The 20,008-nt window shown below is 37.6% G+C and carries 17 protein-coding genes and 1 riboswitch; of the genes, 13 read left to right on the top strand and 4 right to left on the bottom strand.

What is annotated here, in order from left to right:
• The first annotated feature begins 35 nt into the window (after positions 1-35).
• The 5 genes from NBG71_RS09300 (at position 36) to tehB (ending at position 4,647) form a co-directional block, all read left to right on the top strand.
• Positions 36-590, top strand: coding sequence for a cytochrome b (locus tag NBG71_RS09300; protein ID WP_156733852.1), 555 nt, complete (start codon positions 36-38; stop codon positions 588-590).
• Between the two features lie 33 nt (positions 591-623).
• The gene (locus NBG71_RS09295) at positions 624-1,202 is read left to right on the top strand and encodes a YceI family protein (RefSeq protein ID WP_075670709.1); all 579 of its coding nucleotides are present in this window, start codon (positions 624-626) and stop codon (positions 1,200-1,202) included.
• Positions 1,203-1,433: 231 nt separating this feature from the next.
• Positions 1,434-2,519, top strand: coding sequence for a linear amide C-N hydrolase (locus NBG71_RS09290; RefSeq protein ID WP_156733850.1), 1,086 nt, complete (start codon positions 1,434-1,436; stop codon positions 2,517-2,519).
• A gap of 22 nt (positions 2,520-2,541) precedes the next feature.
• Positions 2,542-3,714 (top strand): NAD-binding protein, encoded by a 1,173-nt coding sequence (locus tag NBG71_RS09285; protein ID WP_075670713.1) that lies wholly within the window; start codon positions 2,542-2,544, stop codon positions 3,712-3,714.
• 78 nt (positions 3,715-3,792) lie between these two features.
• Positions 3,793-4,647, top strand: a complete 855-nt coding sequence (tehB, locus tag NBG71_RS09280) for an SAM-dependent methyltransferase TehB (protein WP_099659292.1) — start codon at positions 3,793-3,795, stop codon at positions 4,645-4,647.
• Positions 4,648-4,716: 69 nt separating this feature from the next.
• On the opposite strand, the gene clcA is transcribed toward tehB, so the two are convergent.
• A complete protein-coding gene (clcA, locus tag NBG71_RS09275) occupies positions 4,717-6,138 on the bottom strand; it encodes a H(+)/Cl(-) exchange transporter ClcA (protein ID WP_099659293.1) in 1,422 nt (473 codons plus the stop codon).
• Between the two features lie 195 nt (positions 6,139-6,333).
• Between clcA and NBG71_RS09270 the strand changes: the two genes are divergently transcribed.
• On the top strand, positions 6,334-7,734 hold the full coding sequence (locus NBG71_RS09270; protein WP_075670719.1) for an alanine/glycine:cation symporter family protein: 1,401 nt from the start codon (positions 6,334-6,336) through the stop codon (positions 7,732-7,734).
• Positions 7,735-7,910: 176 nt separating this feature from the next.
• Here NBG71_RS09270 and NBG71_RS09265 read toward each other — a convergent pair whose 3' ends face one another.
• Positions 7,911-9,392 (bottom strand): aldehyde dehydrogenase family protein, encoded by a 1,482-nt coding sequence (locus NBG71_RS09265; RefSeq protein ID WP_109419786.1) that lies wholly within the window; start codon positions 9,390-9,392, stop codon positions 7,911-7,913.
• A gap of 493 nt (positions 9,393-9,885) precedes the next feature.
• Between NBG71_RS09265 and hcp the strand changes: the two genes are divergently transcribed.
• The 4 genes from hcp (at position 9,886) to mgtE (ending at position 14,743) form a co-directional block, all read left to right on the top strand.
• Positions 9,886-11,538, top strand: coding sequence for a hydroxylamine reductase (gene hcp / locus NBG71_RS09260; RefSeq protein ID WP_099659295.1), 1,653 nt, complete (start codon positions 9,886-9,888; stop codon positions 11,536-11,538).
• Between the two features lie 58 nt (positions 11,539-11,596).
• Positions 11,597-12,601, top strand: coding sequence for an NADH oxidoreductase (gene hcr / locus NBG71_RS09255; RefSeq protein WP_250916793.1), 1,005 nt, complete (start codon positions 11,597-11,599; stop codon positions 12,599-12,601).
• A gap of 269 nt (positions 12,602-12,870) precedes the next feature.
• Positions 12,871-13,206, top strand: coding sequence for a DUF6694 family lipoprotein (locus tag NBG71_RS09250; RefSeq protein WP_156733844.1), 336 nt, complete (start codon positions 12,871-12,873; stop codon positions 13,204-13,206).
• A 215-nt stretch (positions 13,207-13,421) separates the two neighbouring features.
• A riboswitch (M-box (ykoK) riboswitch) is annotated at positions 13,422-13,593 on the top strand.
• A 76-nt stretch (positions 13,594-13,669) separates the two neighbouring features.
• Positions 13,670-14,743: a magnesium transporter gene (mgtE, locus tag NBG71_RS09245; RefSeq protein WP_075670729.1), complete on the top strand. Its 1,074-nt coding sequence runs from the start codon at positions 13,670-13,672 to the stop codon at positions 14,741-14,743.
• A 70-nt stretch (positions 14,744-14,813) separates the two neighbouring features.
• Here mgtE and NBG71_RS09240 read toward each other — a convergent pair whose 3' ends face one another.
• A complete protein-coding gene (locus NBG71_RS09240) occupies positions 14,814-15,329 on the bottom strand; it encodes a SprT family zinc-dependent metalloprotease (protein ID WP_159242085.1) in 516 nt (171 codons plus the stop codon).
• Positions 15,330-15,434: 105 nt separating this feature from the next.
• Here NBG71_RS09240 and NBG71_RS09235 point away from each other — a divergent pair, with 105 nt between their 5' ends.
• The 3 genes from NBG71_RS09235 to NBG71_RS09225 are packed head-to-tail and all read left to right on the top strand — an operon-like array spanning position 15,435 to position 16,614.
• A complete protein-coding gene (locus NBG71_RS09235; RefSeq protein WP_036912417.1) occupies positions 15,435-15,758 on the top strand; it encodes an ArsR/SmtB family transcription factor in 324 nt (107 codons plus the stop codon).
• A 3-nt stretch (positions 15,759-15,761) separates the two neighbouring features.
• Positions 15,762-16,196, top strand: coding sequence for a YeeE/YedE family protein (locus tag NBG71_RS09230; RefSeq protein WP_075670733.1), 435 nt, complete (start codon positions 15,762-15,764; stop codon positions 16,194-16,196).
• Between the two features lie 4 nt (positions 16,197-16,200).
• Positions 16,201-16,614 (top strand): YeeE/YedE family protein, encoded by a 414-nt coding sequence (locus NBG71_RS09225; RefSeq protein WP_075670735.1) that lies wholly within the window; start codon positions 16,201-16,203, stop codon positions 16,612-16,614.
• Positions 16,615-16,697: 83 nt separating this feature from the next.
• Here the strand turns inward: NBG71_RS09225 and bcsC are convergent, their stop codons facing one another.
• Complete coding sequence (bcsC, locus tag NBG71_RS09220) at positions 16,698-20,006, bottom strand: cellulose synthase complex outer membrane protein BcsC (protein WP_250916792.1); 3,309 nt, start codon at positions 20,004-20,006, stop codon at positions 16,698-16,700.
• Between the last annotated feature and the right edge of the window lie 2 nt (positions 20,007-20,008).

Here is a 20,008-nt window from a genome sequence, read left to right as displayed (position 1 = left end):
TATTTTAATGAATTAGAAACTATTGGGTTTTTATTATGCAATGGCGAAATAATGTGTCTAGCTATGGGCACTTATCACTCCTTTTACACTGGGGGTCAGCGCTGGCTGTCTATGGCATGTTTGCTTTAGGACTGTGGATGGTAACGTTAGGATATTATGATAGTTGGTATCATTCTGCACCTGAAATACATAAGAGCATTGGTATTCTTTTATTTATTATTCTGATAGTGCGTGTGATTTGGCGTTGGATCTCACCACCACCTAAAGCTTTATCAAGCTACAGTCAATTGACACGTATTAGTGCCCATATTGCACATATGCTTCTATATTTAATCTTATTTTCTATTCTGATTAGTGGTTATTTAATTTCAACCGCAGATGGACAAGCTATATCTGTATTTGATTGGTTTTCTGTACCTGCCATTTTTACAGGGGAAGCCGAACAAGCGGATTTAGCGGGTGATATTCATCTTTATTTAGCTTGGGCAGTGGTTTTGTTATCGCTGTTACATGCGGCAGGTGCTTTAAAACATCATTTTATTGATAAAGATGTTACGTTAAAACGCATGTTAGGAATGCGAACTAAATAATTAAACTTATAAAACGAAATTATGGAGATAACAATGTTTAAGAAAGCTTTATTAGGTTTAACCGCAGGTGCGTTGTTATTTAATGCAAGTACTGCTTTAGCAGCAGATTATGCTATTGATAAACAAGGCCAACACGCATTTGTACAGTTTCGTATCCAACATTTAGGCTATAGCTGGTTATACGGCACTTTTAAAGATTTCGATGGTACATTTAGTTACGATAAAGAAGATCCATCAAAAGACAAAGTTGATGTTGTGATTAAAACAGGAAGCTTAGATACTAATCACGCAGAACGTGATAAGCACTTACGCAGCGCTGATTTCTTTAATGCAAGCAAATACCCTGAAGCTCGATTTGTTTCAACTCAAGTTACTCGTGATGGCGAAAACTATGTAGTTACAGGTGATTTAACATTAAATGGTGTGACTAAACCTGTTTCATTAAATGCAAAATTAATTGGCGAAGGTACTGATCCTTGGAAAGGTTATCGCGCTGGCTTTGAAGCAACAGGTAAAATAAATCTGAAAGAGTTTAATTTTAAATCAGATTTAGGACCAAAATCACAAGAAGCAGAATTAATTATCTCTGTTGAAGGTGTAAAAAAAGCGTAATTAAATGCTTTTTTAGAGCAATAAAGGCTCTTATTACCTAGATGATTTATAAACCGATACTTTAACGTATCGGTTTTTTTATGCACAATTATGATGAATGATCTTATACTTAAGTAATAATTCTTATTTTTGAATAGGATTAATATTTATGTTGAGGCTTTATTTATTTTAAGCCGGTGCAAAGAAAGGTCATAACAAAGAAGCCATCCATTTGTTTAACAGGAAAGAGTCATAATGAAAAAATTACGCCATACTTTTTTGGGTACTCTACTTATCTCTGGTTTTCTCACAGTAGGTATTACAGATGTTGATGCATGTACCCGGCTTGTTTATTTAGGCGACAATAATCAAATTATTACAGCTCGCTCGATGGACTGGAAATATGATATAGGAACAAATTTATGGGTGTTCCCACAAGGGATGCAGCGTTCAGGAGAAGCTGGCGATAACTCGATAAAATGGACATCTAAATATGGAAGTGTGATTGCATCCGGTTATGATATTTCTACGACAGATGGTATGAATGAAAAAGGTTTAGTGGCTAATTTATTATGGTTGGCGGAATCAGATTATCCAGCATATACCAAAGAAAAACCGGCGATTTCAATTTCTGCATGGGCGCAGTATGTGTTAGATAATTTTGCTTCAGTTGAAGAAGCCGTTAATGCATTAGACAGTGAGCCTTTTATTGTATTAACAGATAAAGTTCCTGGACAAGATAGAATGGCAACGTTACATCTCTCGCTTTCAGATGCAACGGGAGACAGCGCCATTATTGAATATATTAATGGTAAGCAAGTGATTCATCATAGCAAAGAGTATCAAGTGATGACGAACTCTCCTATTTTTTCAGAACAATTAGCGTTGAACAGTTATTGGCAACAAATTGGTGGAACCGTGATGTTACCGGGGACTAACCGAGCATCAGATCGTTTTGCTAGAGCTTCTTTTTATGTGAATGCCATTCCTAAAGCTCAATCGAGTAAAAAATCGCTTGCCAGTGTATTTGGTGTGATCAGAAATGTATCTGTGCCTTATGGACTAAGTACGGCTGAATCACCAGAAATTTCATCCACACGCTGGAGAACTGTCGCTGATCATAAAAACCAATTATATTTTTTTGAATCAGCATTATCGCCAAATACCTTTTGGGTTAATTTAAAGGAAATTGATTTTTCAAAAGAGAGTGGGAAAGTGATGACATTACCATTAGGTGAAGAGCAGTCGATAATCTATTCTGCAAATGCGACAAGTCATTTTAAACCCGCAGAACCTTTTAAATTTCAAGGATTAGATAATATTCCTTTAAATAATTAGCTGAGTATTTACGATATCTAATATGAAATTATCCGCAATACTGAATGTAATAGAGACATCTAAAGTGACAAGAAAAATGATGTCTTTATTACTTATCTTAAATGGTATTTTTATCATTTACTCTATTTTGCTGTCTCGTGGTATTTATCTGGATTGGGAAATCCATGGGTTTTCAGCATGGCTTAAATCTTTAGGTGTATTAAAACTTCTTGATATACCCAAGGTCATGTTAGCTTGTGCTTTAATCTTGCTTTCAATATTTATGTATTTGGGGGCTAGAATTGCGTGGTGCGTCTCGTTGATTTTATTAGCCACTATTATTTTTCTTGATGTTGCTGTTTATCAGCAAATGGGTTTTCAATCCTATTTTTCTTTTATTTTAGCTATTGGGTTGCTGATGAGTTGGCGTGCATTTCCGCATCATAGTTTAACTAGTGCTGGCTTTGTGGCTTTTATCTGTATCCTTTCTTTGCTGTTATTCTCAATGCTGGGAAGTCTTTATATTGGTGATGAGTTTAAGCCACATATAACAACGCTGATGGATGCATTCTATTTTTCTATTGTCTGTATGACGACACTAGGATTTGGCGATATTGTGCCAGTTAGCACGAATGCACGTATTTTTACTCTTACTGTTGTTATCTTGGGAATAACCGTTTTTACCACGTCCATTGTGTATGTCATGGGATTTCTTGCGCGTGGCACTCGCGATATTGTTAAGAAAAGGATCGCTAAAATGCATAATCATTTTATTATTATTGGTTCATCGGTATTAGCTTCTCAATTAGAAAAAGGGTTAAGAGAGCAAGGGAAACAAGTTATTGCGATTTGTACCGATAAAAACAAAGCCACTTATGACGTGCAAGCCAATATTATTGAAGGCGATCCTACTAATCTTAAAACATTACTATCTGCCAATATTGCAAAAGCAAGTTGGGTGGCGACTTTATCTGAAAGTGATGCAGAAAATACCTTTATTTTACTGACTATCCAAGAATGTTCTAATGTTAATGCCAAATTGATCACTATTATTAATCAAGATGAGAATAGAGATAAAATCAGTCGTTTACGCCCAGATATGCTGTTTTCTTTAGCATCATTGGGTAAAGAAATTATGATGAAAGTTTTGTGTGGCGAGTCTATTTCCTCATCAGATGTGACTGATTTGCTTTTAAATAAATATTTAAAATCATAATTTTGATAAAACCTTCTTTACGAAAGATAATGATTACCATAAGATGCATTTAAAATGCATCTTAAGTGAGGTTGAATTATGGAACTTGTAAGTTATAAAACAATGCCTGAGTGGACTCGTACATCCATTCCTTTAGCGTTATTAGAACGTCACAATACAAAGGAAGGCACTTATGCCCAAATGCGGGTATTGCAAGGTAACATGACATTTGTTGTTTTTAATGATGATGGTTCACAGATTTCAGTGGAGTGTGATACTGACAATCAGCCACCTTTAATTCAACCTCAACAGTGGCATAAAATAGATAAAACGAGCGATGATGTTCGTTGCCAACTCTCTTTTTTATGTGCTCCAGAAGATAAGCTATTTAAAGAGAATGACTTATCATTACCACATTCTGAAGTACGTTATATGGCAACATTTACCCAGCCTTGTAAGGTGTTAGATTTAGGTGCTGGTCGTGGTCGAAATAGTTTCTATTTGGCATCTCAAGGTTATGATGTAACAGCGTTAGATATTAATGCCTCGCATATTGATGCTATTGAAACTGTTAAAACCAAAACAGGGTTAGCGGTAAAAAGCGGCTTATATGATATTAATGAAGCTTCACTGACAGATAAATACGATATTATTCTTTCAACTGTTGTCTTGATGTTCTGTCAACGAGAACGTATTGAAAGTATTATTAAAAATATGCAGGAATGTACCAACTCTAATGGTATTAATGTGATTGTTTGCCCTGTTGAAACGTCAAATAGTGATCCTGCTGAAATTCCATTTAAAACCTTTTTACGTCCAAATGAATTAGCTGATTATTATAAAGAATGGGAGATTATTAAATATAATGAAAACCCAGGGCATTTACATAAAACAGATGCAAATGGCAATCGTATCGCCTTAAACTTTGCTACTTTAATCGCGCGTAAAAAATAGTTAAGTACAATCATCTCTTTTTAAATACCCCAAATAATTGGGGTATTTTTTTATCTGTTCAAGCGAGTTTTATTGTTGTGGTAATTTATCGTTTTTAATGTCATTGGCTTTGTTTTTTTGTTCTTTTTCCTCAGATTTTTGCAATATTCGTTCTAGTAAAACGGTATAAATAGGGCGACCACCTAATAGTTGTGCCAACATTGTTGCACCTAAACAGGTAATGATCATCGGTAGGATAAGTTGATAATTATCAGTCATTTCTAATACGAGGACGATCCCTGTTAGAGGTGCTCTTACGGTTGCCGCAAATAAAGCTCCCATTCCTGCAATGGCAAATGTACCAATTTGAATTTGATAATCAGGGAAAAGTAAGGTTGCAGTTAATCCGAAGGCGCTACCAAATAACGTACCTAATGCCAGCGTTGGGGCGAATATACCGCCAGGAGCACCTGAAGCAAAACTGATAATGGATGTTATGGTTCGTAAAACAAAGAAAAGTAATAGAGCGATAAGAGAATATTGCCCTGTGCTTAATGCTGGAATAATACTAAATCCACCACCGGTTATTTCAGGAATAATTAATGCTAATAAGCCACAAAGCCCACCGATGATCCCACCTGTTAAAACAAAACGTGATGTTTTATCTTGATAAAAATGTTGAAACTGAGTTTGAACATAAAAAAGTAATTTACTGAAAATAACGCCAATAATGCCAAATAACATACCCAAAACTAAATACAACCAGAGTGTGTTTAATGGTGCAGATGAAAACTTACCGATATGAATAACACCACCTTCACCATTAAATAGGCGAAAAACAATGCAAGACATAATAACGCCAATAAAGACTGCTTTAATTGAAATAAGGCTGTATTTAAATTGAGGACGCATCTCTTCAATAATAAATAAAATACCCGCAAGAGGTGCATTAAAAGCAGCGGTTAATCCTGCGGCGGCTCCGGTAGCTAATAAAGTATGGCGCGACTCTTTATTTTTTACTCGAGAAATATCATTTACGAGCTGGCCGATATTGGCACCCAATTGTACTGTTGGGCCTTCTCGTCCTAATACCATGCCAGAACCTAATGTCCCAATACTGGCAATAAATTTTACAGGCAATACTCGCCACCAACGAACTGGGCGAATATCTATCATGGCTCCTTCAATTTCAGGTATTCCTGAACCTCCTGATTCGGGTGAAAATTTCTTGACTAAATAGTATCCCAGCATTGCCAGAATAGAGGAAAAAAGTAATGTACAGATCGCTAGAATATAAGGATTAGTAAAGGTTTTAATAAATTCTTCTTGTCGAAAATGAATCACCCAACTCACGCTTTTTTCAAATAAAACACCGACTAATCCAGCAAGAGAACCAACTATCGCAGACAATAGCAGGACTTTCAGTGGTGCAAGGTTGGTTTCTTGTGCTTTTCTGAATAAATTAAAACGTCGTTCATTTTGGCTCTTTTGGATTGATTTATGGTTAAGCATAACTTTGATTTATGTATTGTAACAATGAACATAATGATAGCGTAATTTTATATTGAAGTGATATTTCTCACATAACGTAATCAATTTTAGAGTTAGTCGTTTTTTTTTCTAGCATATTTCCACTTTTTCATCTTTAGTGTAATTGATAACAAAAAATACATATTTAGATAACATTTGGACGAGAAAGGGTAAATTATGGATTTCATCACGAATATTTTAAGCGCTATAAATGGCGTGGTATGGGGAGTTCCGATGCTTGTCGGCATTCTCGGTATCGGCCTTTTTATGCAGTTTCGACTTGGCTTTTTACCTATTAGGAAGTTAGGAACAGGCTTTAAGCTTTTATTTGAAAAAAATGACAAAAGAGGTGAAGGGCAAATATCGCCATTTAATGCCTTAATGACTGCGCTTTCTGCCACTATTGGAACTGGTAATATTGCCGGTGTTGCAACAGCGGTTGTCTTAGGTGGCCCCGGTGCATTGTTCTGGATGTGGATGACCGCATTAGTGGGAATGGCAACCAAATATTCAGAAGCCGTGCTTGCTGTACGTTTCCGTGAAGTTGATAAATACGGAAATTATGTCGGTGGGCCAATGTATTACATCAAAAATGGCTTAGGTAAAAATTGGGTTTGGCTAGGCACTATTTTTGCTGTTTTTGGTAGTTTTGCGGGGTTTGGTATTGGTAATACAGTACAAGCAAACTCTGTTGCGGATGTATTGGAAAGTAATTTTGGTATTTCAACCACAATTACCGCTATTGTACTAGTGGTTTTAGTTGGTGCTGTATTAATAGGGGGCATTAAGCGTATTGCTGATGTTGCTGGTAAATTAGTTCCTATTATGACCGTTGGCTATTTTGGTGCAGGTATTGTTGTCCTCGCACTGAATGCGACTGCGATCCCAGATGCCATTGTTCTTATTGTTAAATCGGCATTTACACCTGTTGCAGCTCAAGGGGGATTTGCGGGCGCGGCTGTTTGGGCGGCGATCCGCTTTGGTGTTGCGCGTGGTGTTTTCTCCAATGAAGCAGGATTGGGTAGTGCACCTATTGCCCATGCGACAGCAAAAACACAAAATCCTGTTCGCCAAGGTTTGATTGCGATGTTGGGGACTTTTATTGATACCATCATCGTCTGTTCTGTTACAGGATTAACTATTATTATTACAGGACAATGGCTAACAGGGCAAAGTGGAGCAACATTAACCGCTGCATCATTCTCTGTTGCTATTCCGGGTGGTAACTATATTGTGGCAATTGCATTAGCCATTTTTGCCTTTACCACGATTTTAGGCTGGAGTTTTTACGGTGAAAAATGTGTGCAATATCTTTTTGGGCCTAAAGCGATTATGCCATTTAGGGTTGCATGGCTAATTGCGTTACCAATTGGTGCGACACAATCGTTAGAGTTTGTGTGGTTGTTAGCCGATACACTCAATGCAATGATGGCTATTCCTAACTTAATTGCATTAGCTTTATTAAGTCCTGTTGTTTATCGCTTAACGAGAGATCATATAAAAGATGTTAACGCTGATAATATTGAATTAGATAAAGAAACTCACTCAATAAGTAAAAAAGAAGCTGAAGTAGAGTAATTCGTTCTTACTTATTAGCTAACAACACAACATAAAACCGCATGCTTTATAGCGATAAGTATGCGGTTTTTTTATGGTAATAACGTAATTACAGATAATAAAAAGCCTTCTGGGGAGAAGGCGAAGAGATGAGTATAGATATTATATTTATAAGAATTTAGAAAAGAGAGAAAATCTTATTCTTTCATACTGATGAAGATGTTTTTCACTTGGCTATAAGCATCTAACATCATTTTATGTGTTTCACGTCCTAAACCTGATTTCTTATAGCCCCCAAAAGGTGCGTGAGCAGGGAGTTCGTGATAAGTGTTAACCCACATACGACCGGTTCTTACTGCTTTTGCAACACGTAAGGCACGGTTAATATCTTGAGTCCAAACACCACCACCAAGGCCATATTCAGAGTCATTCGCCATTTCGATAACTTCATCTTCATTATCGAATGGAATAACACATAACACAGGTCCAAAAATTTCTTCTCGAGCAACACGCATTTGGTTTGTTGCGTTGATGATGATCGTTGGACGAACAAAGAAGCCGTCATCATAACCTTCACCAGTAATACGCTCACCGCCAGTTAAAACAGTTGCACCCTCTTTTTTCGCGAGTTCAACGTAGCCTAAGATGGTATCCATTTGATCTTGGCTAACTTGTGTACCCATTTGTGTATTCGGATCAAGTGGATCGCCGACACGAATACTCTCAAATTCAGTTTTTAATGCTTTCAAAAATTCATCATGAATATCTTTATGTAAGAACAAACGTGAACCTGATTCACAGGCTTGTCCTTGGTTCATCAATATTGCCAATGCTGAATATTTGACTGCTTTTTTCATGTTCGCATCAGGGAACACGATATTGGCTGATTTACCGCCTAATTCCAATGTTGCTGGAACCATTTTTTTCGCTGCTGCTTCTGCTACGGTATAACCCACATTGGTAGAGCCAGTAAACGCAAGTTTATCAATATCTTCGTGCTCTAAAATAGCTTGTCCTACAACAGATCCGCGTCCAGTAACAATATTAATTACACCCGCTGGTAATATTTCATTTAAAATACGACCTAGCTCTAATAATGAAAGGGAAGTCAGTGTTGCTGGATTAATAACCACTGTGTCACCCGCTGCAATCGCTGGTGCCAATTTCCATGCCGCCATTAATAATGGGAAGTTCCATGGAATAATTTGCCCCACAACACCAATAGGTTCACGAATAACAAGGCTAATGGTATTTTCGTCTAGGACGGCACTTTCATCGGTATGAGAGCGTATCACGCCTGCAAAATATCGAAAATGGTCAATAGAGGCAGGTAAATCTATGTTTTTCGACTCATTGAGTGGCTTACCATTATCTAATGACTCAATCCAAGCAAAACGTTCTTGTTCTTGCTCTAAGCGATCTGCGATTTTTAATAAGAGGGCTTGACGCTCAGCAGGTGACGTTTTACTCCATGTTTTGAATGCTTTACGTGCAGCTCTGACTGCGCGTTCAACATCTTCAGCACTACCCGACTGGTATTCACTTAATAATTCACCCGTAGCTGGGCTATAGGTTTTCGTTGTTTTTTGCGATGTACTAGATACCCATTCTCCTCCAATTAGCATTTTGTAGCTTTCTAGAGGACGAAATTCTGATGGAACATTATTTAATTTAATCATTTTTAATCTCCAATGTAGGGGGGAGCATCATTCAAATGTGTAGCTTCATTTCGTAATACTCGTGCTAATAACATATCTCAATTGAAAAAATTTGATTAGCTATTGATGCAATAGGTGATATTAACTATAAAAAATAATAATGAGTATTACTGATCTAACAAAAATGAATAAATTTAATCGTTTCATCTCTCAGTCTTTATACGATTAGACAAAAAACAACCATCAATAATTGTTAAATATTCCTTCTTATTTAGTCATCATCGGCACAATGCAATAACACTTTTTTTTTGGAAAAATTATTTTTAGGCTTAATCAAAATCAAAGGATAAAAAAAGAGATATTAAAAGATTTGCTAAAAATTGCGTTAGATCAAACAACATTTAAATTGTTCAATATTGCACTTTCTCTCTTATAAAAATGGCGTATTCTTATGTTGCATCTAAAATGCAACTTATAAAAATAAAGCGTTATCTTTTATTAGAAGGAATACGATATGTATTGTGTGCAATGTGAACAAACAATGAAAACGCCTGTAGGTAATGGTTGTGCCTATGCGCAAGGTATGTGTGGTAAAACAGCAGAAACTTCAGATCTTCAAGATTTACTCGTTGCAGTATTAGAAGGACTTTCAGCGTGGGCTTTGGCTGCGCGTAGTGTCGATATTATTGATCATGATGTAGATAGCTTTGCTCCTCGTGCTTTTTTCTCTACGTTAACTAACGTCAACTTTGATTCTGATCGTATTGTCGGTTATGCGAAAGAAGCTATCTATTTCCGTGAAAGTTTGAAATCTCGTACTTTAGCGAAAAACGCAGCAATTCAAGTCACTAATCCAAGAGCTGAAATTCAATTAGCGGGTAGTGATTTAGACAGCTTACAAAAACAAGCTCAGCTTTTTGCTTTAAATGCAGATAAAGCGCAAATCGGTGATGATCTTCATGGATTACGTATGCTGTGCCTGTATGGCTTAAAAGGGGCTGCTGCTTATATGGAGCACGCGCACGTTTTAGGTCAGTATGACAATGAAATTTATGCAGAATATCACCACTATATGGCGTGGTTAGGTACTGATCCTGCTGATATGAATGAGTTGTTAGAAAATGCGATGGGCATTGGTCAAATGAACTTCCGCATTATGGCTATTCTTGATAAAGGCGAAACTCAAGCTTATGGCAACCCTACACCTGTTACTGTTAACGTGCGCCCTGTTGCAGGTAAAGCTATTTTAATTTCAGGTCATGACCTGAAAGATCTGCAAATGCTTCTTGAGCAAACTGAAGGTAAAGGGATCAACATTTATACTCATGGTGAAATGTTACCTGCTCATGGTTACCCAGAACTTAAAAAATACAAACACTTAGTGGGTAACTACGGAAGTGGTTGGCAGAATCAGCAAATTGAGTTTGCAAAATTTCCTGGCCCTGTATTAATGACTTCAAACTGTATTATTGATCCAAATGTAGGTAATTACGGTGACCGTATTTGGACACGTAGTATTGTTGGTTGGCCGGGTGTGAAACATATTACTGGTGATGACTTCTCTGAAATGATTGAACAAGCACAATCATTAGAAGGTTTCCCATACAACGAAATTGAGCATTTAATTACTGTCGGTTTCGGTCGTGAAACACTATTAAATGCCGCTGATACTGTGATTGATTTAGTCTCACAGAAAAAATTACGTCATGTTTTCTTAGTGGGGGGTTGTGATGGTAGCCGTGGTGAGCGTAGTTACTACACCGATCTTGCAAGAGAAATTCCACAAGATTGTTTAATTATGACCTTGGCGTGTGGTAAATACCGTTTCAATAAACTGGATTTCGGTACTTTAGAAGGCTTACCACGCTTACTTGATGTGGGTCAGTGTAACGATGCTTACTCAGCGATTATGCTAGCTGTTAACCTTGCTGAGAAATTAGGTTGTGGTGTAAATGACTTACCACTGTCTTTAATTCTCTCTTGGTTCGAGCAAAAAGCGATTGTTATCTTATTGACTCTGCTTTCATTAGGCGTGAAAAACATTTATACCGGTCCAACTGCTCCAGCGTTCTTAACTGACAATCTGCTGGCGGTATTAAATGAGAAATTTGGTATGCGCTCTATTACTACACCAGAACAAGATCTTAAAGATATTCTTTCTGCTTAATGTTTTAAATTCATTATCATTACCGAAGCCTACGGGCTTCGGTGAAGGATCAATATCCATGACGATGCCTACTTCTCTTTGTCCTAATCGTATGCAAGTTCACTCTATTAATCAGGAAACACCTGAAGTGTGGACGCTAAATTTAATTAATCATGACTTTTATTCTTATAAACCGGGCCAATTTGCACTGGTGAGTATCAATAATAGTGATGAAACATTGCGCGCTTATACCATTTCATCTTCTCCGGGTTTAAGCCCATTTATCACCTTAACCGTTCGTCGTTTAGAAAATGGTATAGGCTCAGGTTGGTTAACATCACAAGTAAAACCAGGTGATTATCTTTGGTTATCTGATGCTCAGGGTGAGTTTACTTGTGCGGGTAAAGAAGGTGCGCGCTATTTAATGTTGGCAGCAGGATGCGGTGTGACGCCGGTTATGTCGATGACGCGTTGGTTGCTAAATAATCAACCTAAAGCGGATATCACGGTTATTTTTAATATTCGCGAGCAAAGCCAATTTATTTTTGAGAAAGAGTGGATCGAATTAGCAAATGCATATCCATACAATCTCAATTTTATCATGATGCCAAAATTGCCTGATAATAAAGGGTTATTTAGTGGGCGCATTTCTCAAGAGAAATTAGCTGCATTAGTCCCTGATATTGCGAGTCGTACTGTCATGTGCTGTGGCCCAAATAGCTATATGGAAGACACCGGACGTTTTGCAAGAAATCTTGGTGTACCTGCTGAGAATATCTTTATGGAACGTTTTGGTGATGAGCCTGTTTGTGTTGATGAAAACGAACAATTAACCATGACTATTCGCCATCCATTATCACAAATTAAAGTTCCTGTTGGTGTAACTTTATTATCAGCAATGGAAGAAAATAAAGTTCCTGTCTTTGCTGCTTGTCGTGCAGGAGTTTGCGGTAGTTGTAAAACGCGCATTGTGAGTGGTGATTACGATGTCAGTAGTACCAGTACATTAACGACTGAAGAGATAGCTCAAGGTTATGTCTTAGCATGTAGCTGTCGTTTAAAAGGAGATGTTGAGCTTGCTTAACCTCTTTTTATTAAATTTTTCCTTCTATTTCCTTGTTTTTTACCCTGTTAATTTATTAGCAGGGTTTTTTATGCCTATTCCTCCCATTAAAAAAACGAATAATCTGGAAAATACTTCCCTTTATTTTAAATTAAAGACGGTTTTTATTTATTCAGAATAATAAAAATATTGGAAATGATGACTCATATAAAAATATATTTTAGTTAGTGGGGAGTTTCCTTATAAACATTCTGCTATATTTAAACTATTGACTGGGTAAGGGGGGATATATGAAAAAATTGTTAGTTATTTGTTTGTTTAGTGTCATGTTATCTGGCTGTGAAAAACCTCAACAAACCCTTGATGGCTCTAATGTAGAATCGCTACGTATCTCAATTGTTGAAATGCGCAATTCACTCCCCCTTGATGAACAAACGCGTTTTGATGAGGCAATAGAATTAGCTATTCTTAATGATATTAATTTTAATGACTTAGTTATCGCAGGGCGTCATAAAAATGCGGATGTTATCACTCGTAAAATGTGCCAATCATTAGATGGTAAAACGGTAAAAGAGATATTTTTGCAAGCAGAAGAAATAAGAGTGCAAAAATTAGCATTTAAATAATCAATTAATAAACAAATTCCTTCTTACTATACGATTTTAACTTTCGTAGGAAAGCTTCATTTCTTTTTTATATATTAATTTCTAATGGAATTATATTATTTAATTGTATGATGAATATCGTGAGCTATTTTTCAATAGAACTTAAACAAAATCGTTATCGTACTTTTCATTATATTGTGAATGGTTATAATGCGCGCCGCATTCGCAAGAAAAGTGCAGTATCTCGTTAGGCGAGGCTCCTATACAAACACAGGTTACTGATCTGACGACGTCGAGAGACGCCCAAGATTAGGACAGGATATATCGACCGAAGGTATATCCCCATGTAACTTCCAGTATTCATCGGATACGTTGTATAGTGCTAAAACCGAGACGTGTAGATAGCTTTTGCATTCTCGCTTCTGGTTTCGCCCCTATGGAGAACTGATTTGCTAAACACAAACAGTAATAGGGAACCACAAAAATGAAATTCAATACTCAAAACAAAATGGATGCTGTATTAGTTGCAGATGCATCCTTAAACACACCTAAAAACAACTCAACTCAAGACCAATACAATCGTTTAAAAGATGATGCAACTGTTAGCGCATATATGAGCCAGTCCTATATTGCTGTTTCTGTCGCTGATTCTGTTGAAAATGTGAAAGCTCAATTGGTTAATGATTTAAAAGATGAATTAATTCCAACCTATTTATATGTAGTGGATAAAGATAACTATCTAAATGGGATTTTGCCCGTTAAATCATTATTAACAGCTGCGAATGATCTGTTTGTCTCTGATGTGATGCGTCAAACCTTTTTTTCTGTTTCACCAGAACAGAATCGTCATGATGTTTATCAACTGATTAGCCATAGCGGTTTAGACAGCGTACCAGTGATGCATTTTGGAAAGTTAGTCGGTGTTTTACGTCCTCAAGATATTGCCGAATTAATTGAAGATGAAAATACACTGGATGCACAAATGCAGGGTGCAACCTCACCTTTAGAGCAGCCTTATTTAGAAACCAGTCCGGTGACATTATGGCGTAAACGTGTTGTATGGTTATTGATGCTATTTGTAGCAGAAGCGTATACCAGTACGGTATTACATGCCTTTGAAGACAGATTAGAAGCCGCAATTTCATTAGCTTTCTTTATTCCATTGCTAATTGGTACAGGCGGAAATAGTGGTACACAGATCACCTCAACATTAGTACGTGCCATGGCATTAGGGGAAGTGAGCTTACGTAATGTTTGGTCTGTATTAAGAAAAGAGATAACCACATCCATAATGGTCGCACTAACTATGGGTATTGCTGGTTTTGTGCGTGCTTGGTTCTTAGGTGTGGGGATGGAAGTGATGATTGTTGTTGGCTTAACACTCATTTCAATCACTGTTTGGAGTGCGATTGTTTCGTCTATAATTCCAATGGTATTAAAGCGTTTAGGTATCGATCCTGCGGTTGTTTCAGCACCGTTTATCGCAACCTTAATTGATGGTACAGGTCTTATTATTTACTTTGAAATCGCATCTCATGTGATGAGCGAGTTTGCTTAATACAATCCCACATATTTATTCTCAAGATAAAGCCGATGTGACTTAATCAATACATCGGCTTTATTTTTATCTACACGAGTTCGTGTTCTATAAATTGCAAAATTGACTGACAATGACGGCAACGATATTGAGTTTCACCACGTAATACCTTGTTATGACGTCGAATTGTAAGTTGATGTTTTTCTTCACATTGGCAAGCATAAGGAAAGGTTTTAGCTTTAACGGCGCTGACATCAAAATGATGAGTACGTTTAGCTGAAACTTGTAATACAGTTTCCATCATCCATTTCCACTCTTTCCCATGAGGTGCTACACGACCAAAATGGCGATTAACTAATAAATGCGCTAATTCATGGGGAATAACTTCTTGAATAAAATTCTGTTTATTTTCAATCAATAATGTAGGATTAATACGGATTTCCCAGTTTGCGTAATAGGCACTGCCTGCAATAGTTCCTCTCTGATTATAATGTAGAGTAGGTTCTGGGTAATTTGTATTAAGATAAATATTAGCCTGCTGCAATTTTTCACGCAGTGTTCGCATAACGCTTTGCACTAAGGCAATGGGGACTCTTACCGTTTTCATGTTACAGAGCATATAGCGCCTTATACAAACACGCAATAAAAAGAAAACTTGCACAATATATAAATTAACATATTATTAAAAAGTATATTGATTATGGAGTTTACCATGACACAACGAGTTCAACCTGATTTATTAGATGCAATGAAATTGGCGGCTAATGAAGCGTCTAGCATGCTTAAGACGCTAGGAAATGGCGATCGCCTCTTATTATTGTGTCAGCTAAGTCAGGGCGAAAAAAGTGTGAGTGAGTTAGAAGAGAGTTTAGGTATTCGTCAACCGACACTTTCTCAACAACTAACCGTTTTGCGCAATGAAGGGTTAGTGAATACTCGTCGTGATGGAAAACGTATCTTTTATTCTATTGCTGATGAAAAAGTTCTTGTGCTACTCAATACGCTTTATCAGCTTTATTGTCCGATAGCAGGTTAATTTATGAATATAGATTGGGTTCACTTTACGCCTTTAAGTGCGGCAATTGGTGGGCTTATGATAGGTGCAGCCGCCGCCATTTTACTGTTATTTAATGGTCGCATTGCCGGAATAAGCGGTATTTTAGGTGGTGTGTTATCAATAAAACAGCAAGGAAATGGTTGGCGTTGGGCATTTTTACTTGGCATGCTAATCGCACCTACACTGTTTTATTTTTTTGATAAACCTTTATCACCTGTGATTGAAACGTCACCTTGGATGCTAATTATTGCCGGGGTGCTGGTGGGAGCAGGCACTCGTTTAGGTAATGGTTGCACTAGCGGTCATGGTATTTGTGGGTTAGCACGATTATCACGTCGCTCGATGGTGGCAGTTTTAGTCTTTATGGTGACGGCATTTATTACCGTTTATATTCAGCGCCACGTAATAGGAGGCTAAGAAAATGACTAAGTTTGTTGCTTTTCTTTGTGGTCTTCTATTTAGTGCAGGATTGATTGTTGGTGGAATGAGCAATCCGCAAAAAATTCTAGGCTTCCTGGATATTACAGGAAACTGGGATCCCTCTTTATTGATCATTATGGGGGCAGGATTGCTTGTCAGTGTTATTGGCTACCAATTAACACGCCGTAGACAGCAAAGTGTTTTAGCGTGTCCTCTAAATATTCCGACCAATAAAGTGATTGATAAACCACTCGTGTTGGGCAGTGTATTATTCGGCCTTGGTTGGGGATTGGCTGGAATTTGCCCGGGGCCTGGTTTGGTATTAGCAGGCGCAGGGTTTTATCAAGGTATTTTATTTGTTCTTGCCATGATTGTGGGTTGGTTGTTCGTTGGGCTTTTTCGTAAAACGCAATAATGACAACTTGCTATCATAACTTTAGCGAAAATGTTAAACGGGAAGCCAGTGCTTCCCGTTTGTGTATTTAATACATTTGAACGTTATTTAAAGTCGGCATAAGGAATAAGAGGATTTGGCGGTAAATCTAAATCACCATTCCAACCATCAAATGAATAACGTAAGTACATTAATGCATGACTTGGGGTATAGTTTTTTGCTTGTTGAATATCAATAGCCGCACCAATAAACCAATGCGGTGTAATTCGATGCTCAACTAATGCTCTTGCGGTATAACCAAAACCATTACTGGAGTCTCCTTCATCAACAGCATCACGCTCTTGATAATAAAGTCTCATCATCTCTTCTCGATCTTCAGGGCTAAGTCCATTGATATAGCGATTGAATTTATCGGGAGAAATGAGATTTTGTAAAGGATAGCGCTTTCTGTCATCTGTTTGGGAGTAAGACCAAGAAAGAGAGCCTGATAATTCCCAAGACCAATTTTCAGTGCGTTCACGATAATTAATCGGGATCCCTAAAGAGACATATTTTTGAGGGCTATAATAACCACCTTGACCTAAAGTGTATCCGCTTAAGTCTTTATCATAATGCCAAAGCATTGTGCTTAATCCGATGGAAACGCGGCGATTGTTCTCATTGATAAGTTTGTAATAATAGCCACCCATTCCTCGAACACTGCTATTATCTTCAACGTTTTTACCCGTCAGTTTATCAACAGAAACCTCTCCCCAATAACCGTCTTTTCCGCCTAAGTCATAGCTTGCGCTTAAACGAATGCCGGTTCTTCTCACGCCACCCCATGTTTGGTTAGTCCAAATATCTCGTTGACCAGCAAAAGCCAGTTGAGAGCTATTAACTGGACGGCGGTGAACATCAAGTGTCCAGCCAACATTAAAAAGATCATGACTATAGGCGATTTTACCGACCCAATCAGTTACCTCGAAACCCAGTGGTGTTGTACCAAGATCCCATTGCCATTGATCATTTTCCCAGCCAATTGCTGGGCTAACACCAAAGGATTTTTGTTCTAACGGGAAACAGCCAGTACGATAACAAGTCCCAAATTTAGAATCATAAGGTGATGTACCCAGTTTGCCACTGCTGAGATCAACTAAGTCTGCACGCCAAAAGAAACGACCATCATAAACAGGGTGATCGAGTTGTAACATCGTAGTGTGAGCGCGTAGTTTTGAATAGCCTTCGCTACCACTAGAGCCCCAATAATCATGTTCAAGAGTAAAACGCCACTCTTGCTGACGATAAAGAGAGTCAGCATCAGCTCGTAGGCTTCGAGATAACCAGTTATCTTTTTCGTCATTGCGCATTAATGTGGTGTACTCAATATTATCTTTTGGCAACCTATCTGTTATTCCATCCTTGATCATCGCTTGTTGATAATAATCGTGAGCTTGATAAGGATGTTGGCTATCACGCTGAAAACGAGCAATATCGCGTAATACTAAAGGATCTGCACTGTCCGGCTCAGTTTCAATTTTTTGTGTCAAGTAAGTAAAATAGTGTTGTGCTTTTTCTGTATTACCCACCTCTTTTTCTGCATTGGCGACACGTCTAATAGAGTTGCTATTAAATTGGTTGGGTGAAAGTGTTTCTATTTTTGCAAGATAGTACTTTGCCTGTGCTTCTTGTCCTTGTTCCAAGGCTATATCTGTTGCACCTAATAATGCCGTTTCATTATTAGGATCTAGGTTTAGTGCGGTATGGTAATAACTTAAGGCTTGTTCAAGATTATTTCGCTCTTGAGCCCAGTCCGCTAATAGCAAATAAGTCTGAATTTTCTGCTCTGGCGGAATATGAGCAAAAAGATAATCAACAGCTTGTTGTTCTTGTCCTTTTGCGCGTAGAGACTCTGCATGCGCTAATATTTCACCAAAACGTAATCGACTATCTAACGCTTTCATACTCTCACTACGTTGAGACAAAGGAATTGTTTTCAGCGTATCGAGTGCTTGAGTTTCTCTTCCTGTTTTATTGAGATATAACGCGTAGGCGTAAAGGCGAGATGGATCATTAGGGAGGCGGCGATTAAGTTGATTAAAATACTTTTCAGCTTCAGAGGCTTGTTGAGTTATTAATAAATCATCAGTAAGGCGATAAATATTCCAAACATCATTAGGATAATCTGTAGCAATTGTCTTACGTTTTTCAATCGCACTAAGGTATTGCTCTTTGTGTTCATCATCAGCGGCTAAATCTTGTCTTATGCCAGAGATAATATAGCCATAATCTTCTGCCAGATTTTTATATTGCCTTGGTGTTAACCCATTAATAAATTGTTGAGCTTTATCATGTGACTGTTGGCGATAAAGCTTTGCGAGACTATGTAAAGTCGCGGGGTGATTGGGCTGATATTTTAAGGCTTGTAAATAATAGCTTTCAGCGAGGGTTAACTGTTGCTGTGCAACTGCAATATTACCTAAACCAATATAAGGTTCGCTTTTATAAGGGCTTAATTTATTGAGTTGGTTAAAATAACGTTCAGCTAATTTATAATCTTGTTTTAAGAGTGCATCCTCACCTTTTGAAAGCAGATACCAATATTGATTAGACTGCAACATGGCTTGCCATTGATCACTATTATCATGATTGGGTGATAATTTGAGCGCTTGTGAAAGATAGAAAATAGCTGCACCACGTTGATTTGCACGAGAATAACGTACACCTAAAGCACCTACAATCTCGGCATTATCAGGTTGTTGTTGTGCTTTCTGTTTTAATGTTGCAATAGGTAGTGAGGCAACATCTGTTTTAGATTTAACAGAGGATGCCGTATTGGGGAGATTTGTTGTGGATTGTTGTTGGTAAAGACTTGCTATCTTCGTATTTTGTGGATATTGATGATAGATATGATTAAGTCGTTCTATCTTATCACTGTGAGAAGATTGCATAAGCACTTGGATATATTCCAGTGCTAAAGTCTCATCCGGTGGCATTCCTCGATAAATTTCATCGTATAAATTTAGTGCATCATCATAGCGTCCAGCTGTACGGTAAAGTTGAGCTCGTTGTAATTTTTGCCGATTAACATCCGTTGTCAGTGATAAGGTTTTTATTGCACGTTGATATTGCTCTGATTGAGGAAACTGAGTACCTAATTGAGTAAATAACTGTTGTGCTTTTGCATTATTTTTTTGTTTAACGGCAAACTGAATTTGCATTAATAAGATATTAGGATCATTGGGTTTAATTAACGCTAAACGATGCAACGATTGAGCCACTAAAGCTTCATTTCCTGTGGATGTTCCTAACCTCACTTGCTCTTGTAAAAAGGCTTCCGTTGTCTCTTCGCTGGCTTGCGTGACAGGCAAAATGCCTGTCAGCAAAAAGAGAGCAATAACAGAGTGGCGATGTGTGTGACCAAATTGCCACATAG

Source organism: Proteus sp. FZP2095 (assembly GCF_023701425.1).
Classification (GTDB): Bacteria; Pseudomonadota; Gammaproteobacteria; order Enterobacterales; family Enterobacteriaceae; genus Proteus; species Proteus cibarius.
This window is presented reverse-complemented; position numbering and strand designations above follow the sequence as displayed.

Coding starts and splice junctions, on each gene's coding strand:
- NBG71_RS09300 (WP_156733852.1), top strand. CDS start 36: ATGCAATGGCGAAATAATGTGTCTAGCTATGGGCACTTATCACTCCTT.
- NBG71_RS09295 (WP_075670709.1), top strand. CDS start 624: ATGTTTAAGAAAGCTTTATTAGGTTTAACCGCAGGTGCGTTGTTATTT.
- NBG71_RS09285 (WP_075670713.1), top strand. CDS start 2,542: ATGAAATTATCCGCAATACTGAATGTAATAGAGACATCTAAAGTGACA.
- tehB (WP_099659292.1), top strand. CDS start 3,793: ATGGAACTTGTAAGTTATAAAACAATGCCTGAGTGGACTCGTACATCC.
- clcA (WP_099659293.1), bottom strand. CDS start 6,138: ATGCTTAACCATAAATCAATCCAAAAGAGCCAAAATGAACGACGTTTT.
- NBG71_RS09270 (WP_075670719.1), top strand. CDS start 6,334: ATGGATTTCATCACGAATATTTTAAGCGCTATAAATGGCGTGGTATGG.
- NBG71_RS09265 (WP_109419786.1), bottom strand. CDS start 9,392: ATGATTAAATTAAATAATGTTCCATCAGAATTTCGTCCTCTAGAAAGC.
- hcp (WP_099659295.1), top strand. CDS start 9,886: ATGTATTGTGTGCAATGTGAACAAACAATGAAAACGCCTGTAGGTAAT.
- hcr (WP_250916793.1), top strand. CDS start 11,597: ATGACGATGCCTACTTCTCTTTGTCCTAATCGTATGCAAGTTCACTCT.
- NBG71_RS09250 (WP_156733844.1), top strand. CDS start 12,871: ATGAAAAAATTGTTAGTTATTTGTTTGTTTAGTGTCATGTTATCTGGC.
- mgtE (WP_075670729.1), top strand. CDS start 13,670: ATGAAATTCAATACTCAAAACAAAATGGATGCTGTATTAGTTGCAGAT.
- NBG71_RS09240 (WP_159242085.1), bottom strand. CDS start 15,329: ATGAAAACGGTAAGAGTCCCCATTGCCTTAGTGCAAAGCGTTATGCGA.
- NBG71_RS09235 (WP_036912417.1), top strand. CDS start 15,435: ATGACACAACGAGTTCAACCTGATTTATTAGATGCAATGAAATTGGCG.
- NBG71_RS09230 (WP_075670733.1), top strand. CDS start 15,762: ATGAATATAGATTGGGTTCACTTTACGCCTTTAAGTGCGGCAATTGGT.
- NBG71_RS09225 (WP_075670735.1), top strand. CDS start 16,201: ATGACTAAGTTTGTTGCTTTTCTTTGTGGTCTTCTATTTAGTGCAGGA.
- bcsC (WP_250916792.1), bottom strand. CDS start 20,006: ATGTGGCAATTTGGTCACACACATCGCCACTCTGTTATTGCTCTCTTT.